Origin of the sequence: Streptomyces sp. NBC_00448 (genome assembly GCF_036014115.1) — a bacterium.
Lineage (GTDB): Bacteria > Actinomycetota > Actinomycetes > Streptomycetales > Streptomycetaceae > Actinacidiphila.
In genome coordinates, this window is sequence record NZ_CP107913.1 from 6,099,725 (window position 1) to 6,115,558 (window position 15,834).

The 15,834-nt window shown below is 72.2% G+C and carries 14 protein-coding genes; 13 read left to right on the forward strand and 1 reads right to left on the reverse strand.

The genetic code is table 11. The features are described from left to right. Positions 1-6 precede the first annotated feature (6 nt). The 11 genes from OG370_RS26285 to OG370_RS26335 all read left to right on the forward strand — a co-directional run bounded on the left by OG370_RS26285 (position 7) and on the right by OG370_RS26335 (position 12,996). Positions 7-1,494, forward strand: coding sequence for an ATP-binding protein (locus OG370_RS26285; RefSeq protein WP_443060894.1), 1,488 nt, complete (start codon positions 7-9; stop codon positions 1,492-1,494). Continuing rightward, complete coding sequence (locus OG370_RS26290) at positions 1,491-2,087, forward strand: hypothetical protein (protein ID WP_328468374.1); 597 nt, start codon at positions 1,491-1,493, stop codon at positions 2,085-2,087. Before OG370_RS26285 ends, OG370_RS26290 begins: the two co-directional genes overlap by 4 nt. A gap of 262 nt (positions 2,088-2,349) precedes the next feature. Then, positions 2,350-2,868, forward strand: coding sequence for a MarR family winged helix-turn-helix transcriptional regulator (locus OG370_RS26295; RefSeq protein WP_328468376.1), 519 nt, complete (start codon positions 2,350-2,352; stop codon positions 2,866-2,868). Continuing rightward, the gene (locus tag OG370_RS26300) at positions 2,859-4,106 is read left to right on the forward strand and encodes an MFS transporter (RefSeq protein WP_328468379.1); all 1,248 of its coding nucleotides are present in this window, start codon (positions 2,859-2,861) and stop codon (positions 4,104-4,106) included. Before OG370_RS26295 ends, OG370_RS26300 begins: the two co-directional genes overlap by 10 nt. A 288-nt stretch (positions 4,107-4,394) precedes the next feature. Then, on the forward strand, positions 4,395-5,702 hold the full coding sequence (locus tag OG370_RS26305) for a M20 family metallopeptidase (RefSeq protein WP_443060744.1): 1,308 nt from the start codon (positions 4,395-4,397) through the stop codon (positions 5,700-5,702). Between the two features lie 154 nt (positions 5,703-5,856). Beyond that, on the forward strand, positions 5,857-6,885 hold the full coding sequence (locus OG370_RS26310; RefSeq protein WP_328468381.1) for a BMP family lipoprotein: 1,029 nt from the start codon (positions 5,857-5,859) through the stop codon (positions 6,883-6,885). Positions 6,886-7,193: 308 nt separating this feature from the next. Next, a complete protein-coding gene (locus OG370_RS26315) occupies positions 7,194-8,804 on the forward strand; it encodes an ABC transporter ATP-binding protein (protein WP_328474420.1) in 1,611 nt (536 codons plus the stop codon). Beyond that, a complete protein-coding gene (locus tag OG370_RS26320; RefSeq protein ID WP_328468383.1) occupies positions 8,801-9,916 on the forward strand; it encodes an ABC transporter permease in 1,116 nt (371 codons plus the stop codon). Before OG370_RS26315 ends, OG370_RS26320 begins: the two co-directional genes overlap by 4 nt. Continuing rightward, positions 9,913-11,205 (forward strand): ABC transporter permease, encoded by a 1,293-nt coding sequence (locus OG370_RS26325; protein ID WP_328468385.1) that lies wholly within the window; start codon positions 9,913-9,915, stop codon positions 11,203-11,205. Before OG370_RS26320 ends, OG370_RS26325 begins: the two co-directional genes overlap by 4 nt. Positions 11,206-11,300: 95 nt before the next feature. Continuing rightward, the gene (locus tag OG370_RS26330) at positions 11,301-11,699 is read left to right on the forward strand and encodes a cytidine deaminase (protein WP_328474422.1); all 399 of its coding nucleotides are present in this window, start codon (positions 11,301-11,303) and stop codon (positions 11,697-11,699) included. A 13-nt stretch (positions 11,700-11,712) separates the two neighbouring features. Continuing rightward, positions 11,713-12,996, forward strand: coding sequence for a thymidine phosphorylase (locus OG370_RS26335; protein WP_328468387.1), 1,284 nt, complete (start codon positions 11,713-11,715; stop codon positions 12,994-12,996). 256 nt (positions 12,997-13,252) lie between these two features. Here OG370_RS26335 and OG370_RS26340 read toward each other — a convergent pair whose 3' ends face one another. Then, a complete protein-coding gene (locus OG370_RS26340) occupies positions 13,253-14,035 on the reverse strand; it encodes an alpha/beta hydrolase (protein ID WP_328468389.1) in 783 nt (260 codons plus the stop codon). Between the two features lie 100 nt (positions 14,036-14,135). Between OG370_RS26340 and OG370_RS26345 the strand changes: the two genes are divergently transcribed. Continuing rightward, positions 14,136-15,329: an adenosine deaminase gene (locus OG370_RS26345; RefSeq protein WP_328468391.1), complete on the forward strand. Its 1,194-nt coding sequence runs from the start codon at positions 14,136-14,138 to the stop codon at positions 15,327-15,329. A gap of 93 nt (positions 15,330-15,422) precedes the next feature. After that, positions 15,423-15,734, forward strand: a complete 312-nt coding sequence (locus OG370_RS26350; RefSeq protein WP_328468393.1) for an ATP-binding protein — start codon at positions 15,423-15,425, stop codon at positions 15,732-15,734. Positions 15,735-15,834 lie beyond the last annotated feature (100 nt).

Consider the following 15,834-nt stretch of genomic DNA (forward strand, 5'->3'; position numbering starts at 1 on the left):
GTCAGGATGCCCGGCGCGGTACGCAGCCTGCGCTTCCGCCTCGTCGCCGGCTTCGGGCTGATCGCCGTGGTGAGCGCGCTCGGCACCGGCGCCCTGACCTTCCGCGAGGCCCGTACCGGGGTGCTCCAGCAGAGCCAGGACACCGTCGTCAACCAGTTCCGGGACAGCGTCGACGCGTTGACGCCCGGCATCCCGTCCCGGCCCCGACTGCCCGAACTGGCCTCGCTGGTGGACAACCTCGCCTCGACGCACCGCTCCCAGAACTGGCGGGTGCTGGCCACCTACGGCGACCTGCGGGCCCCGTCCCGGGCCGGCGACTCCTTCCCCGAACTGACCGCGTCGCTGCGCCAGTCGGTACGCACCCGCCAGGTGGCCGTCTTCCAGCGCGTGCACACCGGCGGCGGCTCCTCGCTCGTGGTCGGCCTGCCCGTCGTCTACGGCGCCGGCGACGGCACCCGGGTCGGGTCCGGGCTGGCGCTCTACCTCGTGGTGCCGCAGACCACCGAGCAGCGCTATGTGACCGCGCTGGTCAGGGCCGTCGAGCGCGCGGCGCTGCCCGCGCTGTGCCTGGCGGTCCTGCTGGCGCTGTTCGTCGCCCGCGGCGTGCTGCGCCCGGTCCGCGCGCTGCGCCAGGCGACCCGCAGGATGGCCGCCGGGCACCTCGACACCCGGCTCAGCGTCAACGGTTCGGACGAACTCGCGGACCTGTCCACGGCGTTCAACGAGACGGCGGTCGCGCTGGAGCGGTCGGTGTCGGAACTGCGCCGGATGGAGGCCCAGGCCCGCCGGTTCGTCGCGGACGTCTCGCACGAACTGCGCACGCCGCTGGCCGCGATGTCGGCGGTGACCGACGTGCTGGACGAGGAGGCGCCGCGCCTGGAGCACGGCACCGCCGAGGCTGTCCAGCTCATCAGCGAGGAGACCGAGCGGCTGGTCCGGCTGGTGAACGACCTGATGGAGGTCTCCCGGTTCGACGCCGGCGCGGCCGAACTCCACCTCGACGAGATCGACCTGGCCGAGTCGGTGCGGCGCACGCTGGCCGCGCGCGGCTGGCAGGACCAGGTGGTGCTACGGCTGCCCGCGCCCGGGGAGTTGCGGATGCCGGTCGACCCGCGGCGCTTCGACGTGGTGGTGGCCAACCTCGTCGGCAACGCGCTGCGGCACGGCGCGGCCCCGGTCACGGTGTCGCTGGAGAAGGGTTCCTACGGGCCGGACGGTCGGGGCGGCGGGTGGGTGCGGCTGGTCGTGGCCGACCGCGGGCCCGGGATCGCGCCGGAGGCGCTGCCGCACGTCTTCGACCGCTTCTACAAGGCGAGTTCGGCGCGGACCCGGAGCGAGAGCAGCGGACTCGGGCTGGCGATCACCGCGGAGAACGTGCGGCTGCACGGGGGACTCGTTCGCGCCGACAACGCGCCCGGGGGCGGCGCCGTCTTCACGGTGGACCTGCCGGGCCCGCGGGACGGGTCCGCCGCGCGCCCCGGGCGGGACGCGTGAACGGGCGCCGAGCGGGCGCGGGGACCGCGCTCGGGGCCACGGCGGCCGTACTGCTCGCCGGCTGCGGGGTGCCCACCACCGGCGTCGTCGACGTGGGGGAGCCGGCGAACGGGCTCGCCACGGCGCCGGCCGCACGCTCCGAGGCCGTCGCCTTCTTCCTGGACGGCGAGCGGCTCCAGGCGGCCGGGCTGAACGTGTCGGGCGGGTCCGATCCGGTGACCGCGGCGGTGGACCTCCTCTTCGCCGGCCCCGCCGCGGTGGGGCGGCCCGACCTCACGACACAGTTGCCCCAGCCCCCGGTCACCGCCGACGTGCGGACGAAGGGCCGTACGGTCACGGTCCGGCTGCCCGCCGGCGTGCGGCGGCTCGACCCGCTCGCGATGCGGCAACTGGCGTGCACCGTCGTGGTGGCCTTCCCCTCGGCCGAGTCGGTACCCGCATGGCCCCCGCCCTCGGGCGAAGCCGCACCCGAACCCACCACGGCACCCGTCCAGGTCGAGGTGACCACCCCCGGCTGGCACCTCGAACAGACCGCCCCCACCTGCCCGCCACCCTCCCTCCCCTCCGCCATCTCCACCAGGCCCCCCTCGTAGCCGTATTGCCCTCTGAGGTTCAGCCGCGCGCGACGCCACGTACAGATGGGCGCGCGGACGAGGACAGTACGAGCGCGAAAGACCCGAGCGATCTCCCCAACGGCGAGCGGAGTCGAACGGACCTCGTCACGGTCCGCCGCATGAGCGTGTTGGAGGAATCGCGATGACCGAGCAGGGCCGTGCCGTCCGGGCCGGGCGGCGCTCCGGCGTGCGCCCGAAAATGTTTTGACGGTGCTTATATAAGTGCTGTTACATCGTGGGCATGGCGAGCAGAGAACCGGCACCGGGCCCCGCGGCGTACGACCCCTCCGAGGAGAGCGTGTGGCGGCCGCTGCGGCTGCTGCTCGGCGCGATGGACGACGACATCGCCCGCGTCTACGCCGACGCCGCGCTCGACGGCATCCGGCCCACCCATGTGATGGAACTGCTGCGGCTGCACGCCCGCGGCCCGATGACCATCACCGAACTGGCCGCCTCCGTGCACCTGACCCACTCCGCGGTCAGCCAGAAGGTCGCCGCGCTGCGCAAGGCCGGGATGGTCCGTACGGTGCCCGGGGCGGACGCCCGCACGAAACGGGTCGCCCTCACCGCGAAGTCCCGCCGCGTCATGCCCCGGCTGGCCGCGGAGTGGCAGGCCACCGAACAGGCCCTGGTCGAGCTGGAAGCCGAACTGCCGTACCCGCTCAGCCGGGTGGTGGCCGACATCGGGCAGGCCCTGGAGCGCCGCGGCTTCCACGACCGGATCACCGCACTGCTCGCGCAGGACCCGGCATGGCAGTGAGGCACCTGCTGGTCGACACCACCCCGCTGCGCGTCTCCCCGGCGTTCCGGCGGCTGTGGACCGGCCGCGCGCTGTCCGGCTTCGGCGGGCAGATGACGCTCGTCGCCGTCATGTACCAGGTGTGGCAGTCGACCGGCAGCACCGTGTGGACCGGCGCCGTCGGCCTGGCCCAGGCGATTCCGGTGGTGGCCCTCGGCCTGCCGGCCGGCGCGGTCGCGGACCGGGTGGACCGGCGCCGGCTCTGCCTGGTGATGGCCGTCGGCCAGGCGGCCTGCTCGGTGCTGCTCGCCGTCCAGGGGCTCGGCGGGCGCTTCCCGGCGGCCGCCGTGCTCGGCCTGGTCGCCGTGCAGTCGTCGTTCGGCGCGTTCTCCGGACCGGCGTCCGGCACGTTCCTGCCCCGGCTGCTCCCGAAGGAGTCGCTCGCCGCCGGACTCGCCCTGAACCGGGTCGCGTTCCAGGGGCAGATGCTCCTCGGCCCCGCGCTCGGCGGTCTGGTGATCGGCGCCTGGGGCGTCGGCGGCTGCTACCTGGTCGACGCGCTCTCCTTCACCGCCGGCCTCTACGGCCTGATCGGGCTGCCCGCGATGCTCCCCGGCGACGAACCGGCCCGGCCCGGACTGCGCGGCGCCGCCGACGGCCTGGCCTTCCTCGCCCGCACCCCGGCGGTGCGCGGCGCCCTGCTCACCGACCTGGCCGCCACCGTGCTGTCCATGCCGATCAGCCTCTTCCCGCTGGTCAACGCCGAACGCTTCGGCGGCAACCCGCGCACCCTCGGGCTGTTCCTCACCGCGGTCGCGGTCGGCGGGATCGGCGCCTCCGTGCTGTCCGGGTCCTTCACCCGGCTACCGCGCCCGGGCCTGGTGATGCTCTGCGGGTCGGCGCTGTGGGGAGTCGCGCTGACGCTCTTCGGCCTGTCGACGCGGCCATGGGTGGGGCTGGCCTGCCTGGTGGTGGCCGGCGCCGCCGACACGGTCGCGGTGATCTCGCGCGGCACCATCGTGCGGCTGCACACCCCGAGCGCACTGCTCGGCCGGGTCGGCGCTGCCGAGCAGATCGTCGGCCAGGCGGGCCCGGACCTCGGCAACATGCGCGGCGGCCTGGTCGCGCACGCCTGGTCGGGTACGGCGGCGCTGGTCAGCGGCGGCGTCCTGTGCGTGGCCGCGGTCGTGATGGTCGCCGCGCGCACCCCGGGCCTGCGTCTGGCCCCCACCCACCCGGTCGACGCCCCTACGGCCTGACCCCCGCCGGCACCCGGCCGACCCAGAGCCCCGGCCCCGAGCCCCGGCCGACCCCGAGCCCGGCGCCACCCCCGTGCCCGGACGCGCGTCCGGCCCCGTTCGCGCCCCCATCCCCGCCCCGTTCCCGCCACATCCCCGTAACACCGGAGCCGTAAGGTGTGGGGCCGCACGTGTGAGGCGCCATCAACGGTGCCGCGTTGCCTCGCGTCCACTCGTTCGTTGAGCGACTATGGATGTGTTCATGCCCGAACCCCAAAAGGGAGGGCATACCCCAGAGGATGACCAGGTATGCGCCGATCGGGCGACTCTTTCTCCTCCCAGCCGACACCGTCAAACATCATTTTTTCCCGATCACCCGATGAGGAGCAGGTCGTGGGGCATACCCTGAGCCGGGTGGAAGACTCACCCGCAGCGCCGTCCGGCGCGCATGCCGAGGCCGTACTGACCGACGCGCTGCGTGCCGAACTGATCGCTTTCCGCCGCGACCTGCACCGCCACCCCGAGCTCGGCCGGCAGGAGTTCCGTACCACCGAGCAGGTCAGAGCCCGCCTGGAGCGGGCCGGGCTGAGCCCGCGCGTGCTGCCGGCCGGCACCGGACTGGTCTGCGACATCGGCTCCGCCGACGACGGCCGGCCGCGGCTCGCGCTGCGCGCCGACCTCGACGCGCTGCCGGTGCCGGACACCAAGGCGGTCCCGTACCGCTCCACCGTCGAGGGCCGCGCACACGCCTGCGGGCACGACGCGCACACCACGATCGTGCTCGGCACCGGCCTGGTGCTCGCCGAACTCGACCGGCAGGGGCGGCTGCCGCGCCCGGTGCGGCTGGTCTTCCAGCCCGCCGAGGAGGTCATGCCCGGCGGCGCGCTCGACGCGATCAAGGCCGGCGTGCTCGACGGGGTGGAGCGCATCCTCGCGGTGCACTGCGACCCGAAGGTCGAGGTCGGCCGGATCGGGCTGCGGGTCGGCCCGATCACCTCGGCCGCGGACAAGCTGAAGTTGTCGCTGGACGGCCCCGGCGGCCACAGCGCGCGGCCGCACCTGACCACCGACCTGGTGATGGCCACCGCGAAGCTCGCCACCGAACTGCCGGCCGCGCTCGCCCGCCGGGTCGACCCGCGCTCGGGCCTGAGCATCGTGTGGGGCCGGATCGAGTCCGGGCACGCGGCGAACGTCATCCCGCAGCACGCCGAACTCGAAGGCACCGTCCGCTGCCTGGAGCTGGGCGCCTGGCACGACGCCCCCGACCTGGTGCACGAGGTGATCGACCAGGTCGCCGCGATGTACCGGGCCAAGTGCGAGATCACCTACCAGCGCGGGGTGCCGCCGGTGGTCAACGAGGCGACGTCGGTGGAACTGCTGCGCGACGCCATGGTGGGCCGGTTCGGCGCCCACAGCGTGGAGGACACCGAACAGAGCCTGGGCGGCGAGGACTTCTCCTGGTACCTGGAACACGTGTCCGGCGCGCTGGCCCGGCTCGGCGTGCGGCCGGTCGGCGACACCGCCAAACGTGATCTGCACCAGGGTGACTTCGACATCGACGAGGGCGCCATCGCGGTCGGCGTGGAACTGTTCACCGCCGCTGCGCTGCTGTCCTGACTGGCGGTGAAGCCCCGGCTACCGGGGCTTCACCTGGTCGAAATGCGTCGATCCGATAACGGGTCTTCATGCGGTCTTTACCTGGGATCTACGCGCGTTAAGCTCCGGCTTAGCCAGCGCCGGATGGGGCGCTTTCGAACTGAAGGGGACCCTCTTGCGCCGGGTATCCAAGATCGCTGCCGCGGGCGTGGTGTCCGCGGCCCTCGCGCTGACCGCCACCGCTTGCGGCAGCAGCTCCACCGACAGTGGCAGCAAGGACAAGGGCGTCGGCATGGCCTACGACGTCGGCGGTCGTGGCGACCACTCCTTCAACGACTCCGCGGCCCGTGGCATGGACAAGGCCACCAAGGAGTTCAAGCTCGGCGAGAAGGAGCAGACCGCCAGCCAGGACGAGACCGAGTCCGACCGCGAGGAGCGGCTGGACCAGCTCGCCGGGGCGGGCTACAACCCGGTGATCGCGGTCGGGTACACCTACGGCGACGCGGTGACCGCGATAGCCAAGAAGTACCCCGACACCACCTTCGCCATCGTCGACTCCGTGGTGGCAGCGAAGAACGTCGACAGCATGGTCTTCGCCACCGAGCAGAGCTCGTACCTCGCCGGGGTGGCCGCCGCGCTGAAGACCAAGACCAACAAGGTCGGCTTCATCGGCGGCGTGCACAACACCCTGATCGGCACCTTCCAGGCCGGCTTCGACCAGGGCGTCAAGGACACCAAGCCCTCGGTCCAGGTCACCGACCAGTACCTGTACGAGACCGACTCCAAGGGCTTCGCCGACCCGGCCGCCGCCACCGGCAAGGCCAAGGGCATGCTCGACAAGGGCAACGACGTCATCTACACCGCGGCCGGCCTGTCCGGTGACGGTTCGATCCAGACGATCGCCGGCAAGCCCGGCACCTGGGCGATCGGCGTCGACTCCGACCAGTACCAGGACCCGGCGCTGGCGAAGTACAACAAGCAGATCCTCACCTCGGCGGTGAAGAACGTCGACGTGGCCGTGTACGACCTGATCAAGTCGGTGCACGACGGCAAGCCGAAGACCGGCACCAACACCTACGACCTCGCCAACGGCGGTGTCTCGCTGTCCACTTCGGGTGGCTTCATCACCGACATCCAGGCGCAGCTCGACGCCGCCAAGCAGAAGATCGTCTCGGGGGCGATCAAGGTCAAGTCGACTCCGTGACCCACTCCGGGGTCACGCGGTGGCCCACCCGGGCCGCTCGCTGACCCGCTCCGGGTGAACCGGTAGTCCACGGCAGGACCGCAGCGCGGTGGCTCGGCAGGGGGGGTTGCTCCGGCACCCCCCTTGCCGGGCCTTCCTCTTGCCGTCCCCTTGCCTTCTCGTTGCCGTGACTGCCCGCCTGCTGTGGATCTCTGCCGCAACGCGCGTAGATTCACCTCGGCGCGATACCTTCACCCCCACGTTCTGCCCGCCCGAGCTTTCCCCGAGGGGAGTGCGCCATCAACGCGTCCACGAGTCCACCCGCGCCGATCCCGTCGCAGCCGCCGCAACCCGGCAGCGCGGCCGCGGTCGAGCTGCGCGGCATCACCAAGCGCTTCCCCGGGGTCGTCGCCAACCACGACATCGACATCACCGTGCGCGGCGGCACCGTGCATGCCCTCGTGGGCGAGAACGGCGCCGGCAAGTCCACCCTGATGAAGATCCTCTACGGCATGCAGAAGCCGGACGAGGGCACCATCGCGATCAACGGCGAGCAGGTCTCCTTCGGCGACCCGGGCGCCGCGATCGCCCGCGGCATCGGCATGGTGCACCAGCACTTCATGCTCGCCGACAACCTGACCGTGCTGGAGAACATCGTGCTGGGCAGCGAGAAGCTGCACGGCATAGCCGGCCGGGCCAAGGCGAAGATCACCGAGATATCCGACGCGTACGGCCTGGGGGTGCGGCCCGACGTCCTCGTGGAGGACCTGGGCGTGGCCGACCGCCAGCGGGTGGAGATCCTCAAGGTCCTCTACCGCGGCGCCCGCATCCTCATCCTCGACGAGCCCACCGCGGTCCTGGTGCCGCAGGAGGTCGACGCGCTCTTCGAGAACCTGCGCGGGCTGAAGTCCCAGGGCCTGACGGTCATCTTCATCTCGCACAAGCTCGGCGAGGTGCTCTCGGTCGCCGACGAGATCACCGTCATCCGGCGCGGCACCACCGTCGGCAGCGCCGACCCCGCGCACACCACCGCCAAGCAGCTCGCCGAGCTGATGGTCGGCAGCGAACTGCCCTCGCCGGAGACGCGCGAGTCCACCGTCACCGACGAGGCGATGCTCAGCGTCGCCGGCCTGCGGCTGGCCGCGGTCGACCCGGAGGGCGTCGAGCGCATCCTGCTGGACGACGTCGGGTTCACCATCCACAAGGGCGAAGTGCTCGGCATCGCGGGCGTGGAGGGCAACGGCCAGGCCGAACTGGTCGAGGCGATCATGGGCATCCGCGCGCTGGACGCCGGTTCGCTCGTGCTGGACGGCCGGGACATCACCACCGTGCCGACCCGGCGCCGCCGCGAGGACGGCATCGGCTACATCCCCGAGGACCGGCACCGGCACGGCCTGCTGCTGGAAGCGCCGCTGTGGGAGAACCGCATCCTCGGCCACGTCACCGAGCAGCCCAACAGCCGGGGCTTCCTGATCGACCCGGCCGCCGCCCGCCGCGACACCGAGCGGATCGTCCGCGAGTACGACGTGCGCACCCCCGGTATCGAGGTCACCGCGGCCTCGCTGTCCGGCGGCAACCAGCAGAAGCTGATCGTCGGCCGCGAGATGAGCCACCTGCCGAAGCTGCTGATCGCCGCGCACCCGACCCGGGGCGTGGACGTCGGCGCGCAGGCGCAGATCTGGGACCAGATCCGCGAGGCCCGCCGCGAGGGCCTGGCGGTCCTGCTGATCTCCGCGGACCTGGACGAGCTGATCGGCCTGTCCGACACGCTGCGGGTGATGTACCGGGGCCGGTTGGTCGCGGACGCCGATCCGTCGACGATCACCCCGGAGCAACTGGGTTCGGCGATGACCGGCGCCGCGTCCGGCCACCTTGAGCGGCAGACCGGGGACGCCGGTCCGGCCGGAGCGGCCGAGCCGGCCGGGGGAGAGGACCGATGAAGAAGTTCGACAAGGACCGCGCCCTGCTGGGGATCGCCGCGCCGGTGCTGGCCGTGGTCAGCGCGCTGGTGGTCACCGCGCTGGTGCTGCTGGCCACCGGCAAGGAGCCGTTCCACGCGTTCAACGTGATGGCCACCTACGGTGGCAAGTCCAACAGCCAGGTCTACATCCTCAACAAGGCCACCACGTACTACCTGGCCGGCCTCGCTGTCGCCGTCGGCTTCCGGATGAACCTGTTCAACATCGGTGTCGACGGGCAGTACCGGCTGGCGGCGTTCTTCGCGGCCGTGGTCGGCGGCGCGCTGTCCATCCCGGGCATCGTCGAGGTGCCCGTGATCATCCTGACCGCGATGGCGGTCGGGGCGGCGTGGGCGGCGATCGCCGGCGTGCTGAAGGTGACCCGCGGGGTCAGCGAGGTCATCTCCACGATCATGCTGAACTCGATCGCGGGCATCGTGATCGGCTACTTCCTGCAGGGCGGCCGGCTCGGCGTGCTCGACAAGGACGCCAACATGGTGTCCACCAAGCCGATTCCGGTCTCCAGCCACCTGTTCAGCTTCAAGACCGCCACCGATCCGGTCTTCGGCTTCATCGTCTTCGCGGTGCTGGCCGGCGTCGTCTACTGGTTCCTGCTCTCCCGCACCCGCTTCGGCTTCGACCTGCGGGCGGTCGGCCGCTCGGAGTCCGCGGCCGAGGCGAGCGGGGTCAGCGTCAAGCGGATGGTGATCAGCAGCATGCTGATCTCGGGCGCCATGGCGGGCCTGGTCGGCATGCCGACGCTGCTCAACCAGTCCTACGACTACGGCACCGACTTCCCGACCGGCATCGGCTTCACCGGGATCGCGGTCGCCCTGCTCGGCCGCAACAACCCGATCGGCATCGGCGTCGGCGCGCTGCTGTGGGCGTTCCTCGAACGCTCCTCCGCGGGCCTGGAGTTCCAGGGGTACGACAAGGAGATCGTCGGCGTCATCCAGGGCGTGATCGTGCTCGCGGTGGTCATCGCGTACGAACTGGTGCGCCGCTACGGCCTCACCCGGCAGCAACGCCAGGTCGGCGCGGAACTCGCCGCGGCCGGCGCGGGCAGTGACGACAAGCAGGAGGTCGCGGCATGAGTGCCACCACGACTCAGACGCCGCCGCCCGCCGCGCCGCGGGTGAAGCCCGGGGGCCGGGCGAACGGGCGGATCAAGCTCACCCTGCCGGTGGTCCTGCTGATCATCGCGGGCGCGCTGATCGCGGTCTCCGCGGTGCGCGCGGTCACCGGCGCGGAGGACGTCACCTCCTCCGGGCAGGTCGCGGGCGCGCTGGCCAGCGCGGTGCCGATCGGCCTGGCGGGCCTGGCCGGCCTGTGGTCCGAACGGGCCGGGGTGGTCAACATCGGCCTCGAGGGCATGATGATCCTCGGTACGTTCTTCGGCGCGTGGGCGGGCTGGCAGACCAACGCGTGGGTCGCGGTGCTGGCCGGCGTCCTCGGCGGCGCCCTGGGCGGCCTGGTGCACGCGATCGTCACCATCACCTTCGGCGTGGACCACATCGTCGCCGGTGTCGCGATGAACATCCTCGCCGCCGGCGTCACCTCCTACCTCGCCAAGCGCTGGTTCAACGTCGGCGAGGCCGCGCGCAAGGGCGGCACGCCCAAGCAGTCGCCACAGCTGGACAACGCCAAGCAGTTCACCGTGCCCGGCCTCTCGCACTGGCTGGACAGCGTGGAGAAACACCACTGGTTCGTCATCTCCGACATCGCCGGGATGATCGGCGGCCTGGTCACCGACATCTCCGCGATCACGCTGCTGGCCATCGTGCTGTTCGTGGCCACGTTCTTCATCCTGTGGCGCACGCCGTTCGGGCTGCGGCTGCGGTCCTGCGGCGAGAACCCGGTGGCCGCCGAGTCGCTGGGCGTCAACGTCTACACGTACAAGTACGCCGCGGTGATCATCTCCGGCGGGCTCGCTGGCCTCGGCGGGGTGTTCCTCGCCATGAGCACGCACTTCTACCTCGAAGGGCAGACCGGCGGCCGCGGCTACATCGGTCTGGCCGCGATGATCTTCGGCAACTGGCGGCCGGGCGGTCTGGCCATGGGCGCCGGGCTCTTCGGCTACGCCGACAGCCTCCAACTGCGCAACGGCGGCCCGTCGGTGCACGCGCTGCTGCTGCTGATCGCGGTGCTGCTGCTGGCCATGGCGGTGTGGAAGTTCTACCGCGGCGCGCGGATCGGCGCGGCCGTGGCGCTGGGCTTCGCGGTGCTGCTGGCAGTCTGGTACATGCTGACCAACTCCGTGCCCGACGAGATCGTGGAGGGCACGCCGTATGTCGTGACGCTGCTGGTCATGGGCCTGTCGGCACAACGGCTACGGATGCCGAAGGCGGACGGCCTGCCGTACCGGAAGGGGCAGAGCGGATGACGGACGACACCGGAGGACCGGCCGAGCGCGGGTCCGACGGGCGCGGCGGGGCCGGGCCGCTGCCGGGGACCGGCGCGCTGCCGGCCCCCGCGGCGGTGCACGGGCCCGACGTGGACTGGAAGGCGCTGCGCAGCGCCGCCCGGGAGGCCATGGAGCGGGCGTACGCGCCCTACTCGGGCTTCCCGGTCGGTGCGGCCGCGCTCACCGACGACGGCCGCACGGTGGTCGGCTGCAACGTGGAGAACGCCGCCTACGGGGTCGCGCTGTGTGCCGAGTGCGGGCTCGTCTCGGCGCTGCACGCCTCCGGCGGCGGCCGGCTGGTCGCCTTCTCCTGCTCCGACCTGCGCGGCGACCTGCTCATGCCGTGCGGGCGCTGCCGGCAACTGCTGTGGGAGCACGGCGGCCCCGAAATGCTCGTCGACACCCCGCGCGGGGTACGGCCGATGAGCGATGTCCTGCCCGACGCCTTCGGACCCGAAGACCTCAACCGCTAGGAACCCCCGTTTCATGGACGCCATTTCCGTCATCCGTGCCAAGCGCGACCGCGGCCGGCTCGGTGACGAGCAGATCGACTGGGTGATCGACGCCTACACCCGCGGCGAGGTCGCCGACGAGCAGATGTCGGCGCTGGCCATGGCGATCCTGCTCAACGGCATGGACCGGGCCGAGATCGCCCGCTGGACCGCCGCGATGATCGCCTCCGGCGAGCGGATGGACTTCTCCGGGCTGGCCCGGCCCACCGCCGACAAGCACTCCACCGGCGGGGTCGGCGACAAGATCACGCTGCCGCTGGCACCGCTGGTCGCCGCCTGCGGCGCGGCCGTGCCGCAGCTGTCCGGGCGCGGCCTGGGCCACACCGGCGGCACCCTCGACAAGCTGGAGTCCATCCCGGGCTGGCGGGCCTCGCTCGGCAACGACGAGATGCTCGCGGTCCTCGCCGACGTCGGCGCCGTGATCTGCGCGGCCGGGGACGGGCTGGCGCCGGCCGACAAGAAGCTGTACGCGCTGCGGGACGTGACCGGGACCGTCGAGTCGATCCCGCTGATCGCCTCCTCGATCATGTCCAAGAAGATCGCCGAGGGCACCGGCGCGCTCGTCCTGGACGTCAAGGTCGGCTCCGGCGCGTTCATGAAGTCCCTCGACGACGCCCGCGAGTTGGCGTCCACCATGGTCGGGCTCGGCACCGACCACGGGGTGCGGACCGTCGCGCTGCTCACCGACATGTCCACCCCGCTCGGCCGCACCGCGGGCAACGCGCTCGAAGTACGCGAGTCCGTCGAGGTGCTGGCCGGCGGCGGCCCCGCCGACGTCGTCGAGCTCACCCTGGCGCTCGCCCGCGAGATGCTCGACGCCGCCGGGCTGGCCGACGCCGACCCCGCCAAGGCGCTCGCCGACGGTTCCGCGATGGACGCGTGGCGCCGCATGATCAAGGCGCAAGGGGGAGACCCCGGGGCCGCCCTGCCGGTCGCCCGCGAGCAGCACGTCCTGACGGCCCCCGCGAGTGGCGTTCTCACCGTGCTCGACGCCTACGCCGTCGGCGTCGCCGCCTGGCGGCTCGGGGCCGGCCGCGCCCGCAAGGAGGACTCCGTCCAGGCGGGCGCGGGTATCGAACTCCACGCCAAACCCGGGGATTCCGTGGTGGCGGGCACCCCTCTCCTCACCCTGCACACCGACACCCCGGAGAAGTTCCCGGGTGCCCTGGAGGCGTTGAACGACGCCTTCTCGATCGCCCCCGCCGGCACCCCCTTCACCCCCCCACGGATCGTCCTCGACCGCATCGCCCGCGCTTGACGGTGCGCTGACCCCCCGGGCTGCCCGTCCACGCCGTCACGGGACCTCGCGGTCCGCCGTGGCTGGTCGCGCAGTTCGCCCCCCAGGGCTTCGCCTGGGAGGTACCCCCACGCGCCCCTGGATATGTTCGGCTCCCACCGTGCTTGACGCGGCAAGAGCCGCGCATACCAAGGGGGGTACCGCGCGCGCAACCGTCCACCGGCAGGTGGTCCCCGAACCGGCAGGACGGGGCAGCCGGGTGGGTCGGGGGCGGGCTTTACGCCCTCAGGGAGCGGCCGAAGCCCGAGGCCAGGGGCATCCGCAGACCCAGGGGCGGCGGAGCCGCGAGCGCGTCGGCGACGGGACGCGCGAAGGGCCGCTCCAAGAGGGAGCCGAGGACGAAATCCGCGGTGAGGGCGAAGACTTCCGGCCGGTGCTGGTGCAACCCATGCCCGTCGGTGTGCACCTCGAACCTGCACACCTCGCGGTTGACCTTCTTCGCCCGCTCGGCGAGCCCGTACGACAACTCCGGGTCGGTCGTGGCGTCGTCGGTGCCGTGCACGATCAGCACCTGCCGCCCGTTGAGCTGCTTCACCGGCTCCGGCTCGGGCCCCTCCGGCAGCCAGGGCGCGAGCGCGACGACGGAACGCACGGCGGAGTGCCCGCCGGCGTGGAGTGCCGCCCGCGCGCCCATGTCGAGCCCGACCAGGGACACGGGCACGTCGCCGTAGCGGCGTACCGCCTCACCGACCGCCCACTCCGCGTCCTCCGCGGGGTGCGCGTGGCCGCCGTTCCAGCCGCGGAAGCGGTAGTGCACGACGTGCGCCGCCACCCCGTCGGCCGCGCCGGCCCGTACGAGGTGCCGGGCCAGCGGCCATATCGCGGCCGCGGCCATCGGTGAACGCCGGCGGGTGCTCAGCGCGTTGCCGCCCGGCAGCGCGAGCACCACCGCGCGTACGGTCGGCACTTCGGCACGCTGCTCGCGCTGCCGGGGCACGAGACCGGGTGCGACCTGCCGCCCGAGTCGCGCGCCACGTGCCGGTAATGCTTGCGAAGCCATGGCGCAACGATGGCAGACAGGAGGGTGTGCGTTCGATGGCCAAGCGGAAAATAGTTGGCCCGAACACGATATCTACGCGCGTAGGGGCTATCGTTCGGTCATGGAGAACGCCACACCGAACCTCCCCGCGGGGGAGCAGATCCGCCGTGCCCCGAAAGTCCTGCTCCACGACCACCTCGACGGCGGGCTGCGGCCCGGCACGATCGTGGACATCGCGCGAGCGACCGGATACCGAGCGCTGCCCGAGACCGACCCGGACAAGCTCGGCCGTTGGTTCCGCGAGGCGGCCGACTCCGGCTCCCTGGAACGCTATCTGGAGACGTTCACGCACACCTGCGCGGTGATGCAGACCCGCGACGCGCTGGTCCGGGTCGCCGCGGAGTGCGCCGAGGACCTGGCCGCCGACGGCGTGGTCTACGCCGAGGTGCGGTACGCCCCCGAGCAGCACCTGGAGGGCGGGCTCACCCTGGAGGAGGTCGTCGAGGCGGTCAACGAGGGCTTCCGCGAAGGCGAGCGGCGCGCCCGCGATGGGGGTACCTCCCGGGCCGGAGGCTCCGGGGGAGGCAACCGGATCAGGGTCGGCGCCCTGCTGACCGCGATGCGGCACGCCGCCCGCTCGCAGGAGATCGCCGAACTCGCCAACCGCTACCGGGACCTGGGCGTCGTCGGCTTCGACATCGCCGGCGCCGAGGCGGGCTTCCCGCCCACCCGGCACCTGGACGCGTTCGACTACCTCAAGCGCGAGAACAACCACTTCACCATCCACGCCGGCGAGGCGTTCGGCCTGCCGTCGATCTGGCAGGCCCTCCAGTGGTGCGGCGCGGACCGGCTCGGCCACGGGGTGCGGATCATCGACGACATCACGGTCGACGACGACGGCGTGCACCTGGGCCGGCTCGCCTCCTACGTCCGCGACAAGCGGGTGCCGCTGGAGATGTGCCCGACCTCCAACCTGCAGACCGGCGCGGCCTCCTCCTACCGGGAGCACCCGATCGGGCTGCTGCGGCGGTTGCACTTCAGGGTCACGGTCAACACCGACAACCGGCTGATGTCCGGGACCAGCATGAGCGAGGAATTCGCCCACCTGATCGAGGCGTTCGGATACACCTTCGACGACATGCAGTGGTTCACCGTCAACGCGATGAAGTCCGCGTTCATCCCTTTTGACGAACGACTCGCCATGATCAACGAGGTGATCAAGCCCGGATACGCCGAACTCAAGGCCGAGTGGCTGTTCGCACCGGGTGTCGCCGTACCGCCCGTGGCCAGCGGTTCCGCCGCCGGGCGGGGCTGATCGGAGCGGTGGCGCGGCGTGGACCCGCCAAAAGGTCACGGCCGCGCCACGCCGCTTGCACACGATGCGTTCCGCTGACTACGTTCCGTCGTCATGCAGACCCTCACCAAGAAGACCCTCACGACCGCCGCCCTCGGCCTGGCCGTCACCGCCGCCGCGGCCGGTACCGCCTCCGCCGCCGGCCTGGTGCAGTCGAGCGACGCCCTCGCGCCGGTCGGCTCGGCCGCCAACCTGGTGCCCGGTGCCACGTCCACGGTGTCCGGTGCGCAGACCGCGCTCAGCAACGGGACGACAGCGCTGCCGACGGGTTCGGCGAGCAACCTGCTGCCGTCGAACAACCACGTCTCGGGCAACTCGCTCGGCCCGGCCACCGGCCTGCTCGGCGGGCTCCCGGTCGGGAGCTGACCGCTTCTCGGGGTGCCTGACCCTCCCGGGCACCCCGGTCCGCCGGTTGCGGGACCTCGCGTCCGGCGGTGGCCGCTCGTGCCGCTCTCCGCGCTCCTGA

Excerpts from the sequence above, each read along its gene's own strand:
- OG370_RS26285 (WP_443060894.1), top strand. The coding sequence starts at position 7 with ATGCCCGGCGCGGTACGCAGCCTGCGCTTCCGCCTCGTCGCCGGCTTC.
- OG370_RS26295 (WP_328468376.1), top strand. The coding sequence starts at position 2,350 with ATGGCGAGCAGAGAACCGGCACCGGGCCCCGCGGCGTACGACCCCTCC.
- OG370_RS26300 (WP_328468379.1), top strand. The coding sequence starts at position 2,859 with ATGGCAGTGAGGCACCTGCTGGTCGACACCACCCCGCTGCGCGTCTCC.
- OG370_RS26305 (WP_443060744.1), top strand. The coding sequence starts at position 4,395 with ATGCGCCGATCGGGCGACTCTTTCTCCTCCCAGCCGACACCGTCAAAC.
- OG370_RS26320 (WP_328468383.1), top strand. The coding sequence starts at position 8,801 with ATGAAGAAGTTCGACAAGGACCGCGCCCTGCTGGGGATCGCCGCGCCG.
- OG370_RS26325 (WP_328468385.1), top strand. The coding sequence starts at position 9,913 with ATGAGTGCCACCACGACTCAGACGCCGCCGCCCGCCGCGCCGCGGGTG.
- OG370_RS26335 (WP_328468387.1), top strand. The coding sequence starts at position 11,713 with ATGGACGCCATTTCCGTCATCCGTGCCAAGCGCGACCGCGGCCGGCTC.
- OG370_RS26340 (WP_328468389.1), bottom strand. The coding sequence starts at position 14,035 with ATGGCTTCGCAAGCATTACCGGCACGTGGCGCGCGACTCGGGCGGCAG.
- OG370_RS26345 (WP_328468391.1), top strand. The coding sequence starts at position 14,136 with ATGGAGAACGCCACACCGAACCTCCCCGCGGGGGAGCAGATCCGCCGT.
- OG370_RS26350 (WP_328468393.1), top strand. The coding sequence starts at position 15,423 with ATGCAGACCCTCACCAAGAAGACCCTCACGACCGCCGCCCTCGGCCTG.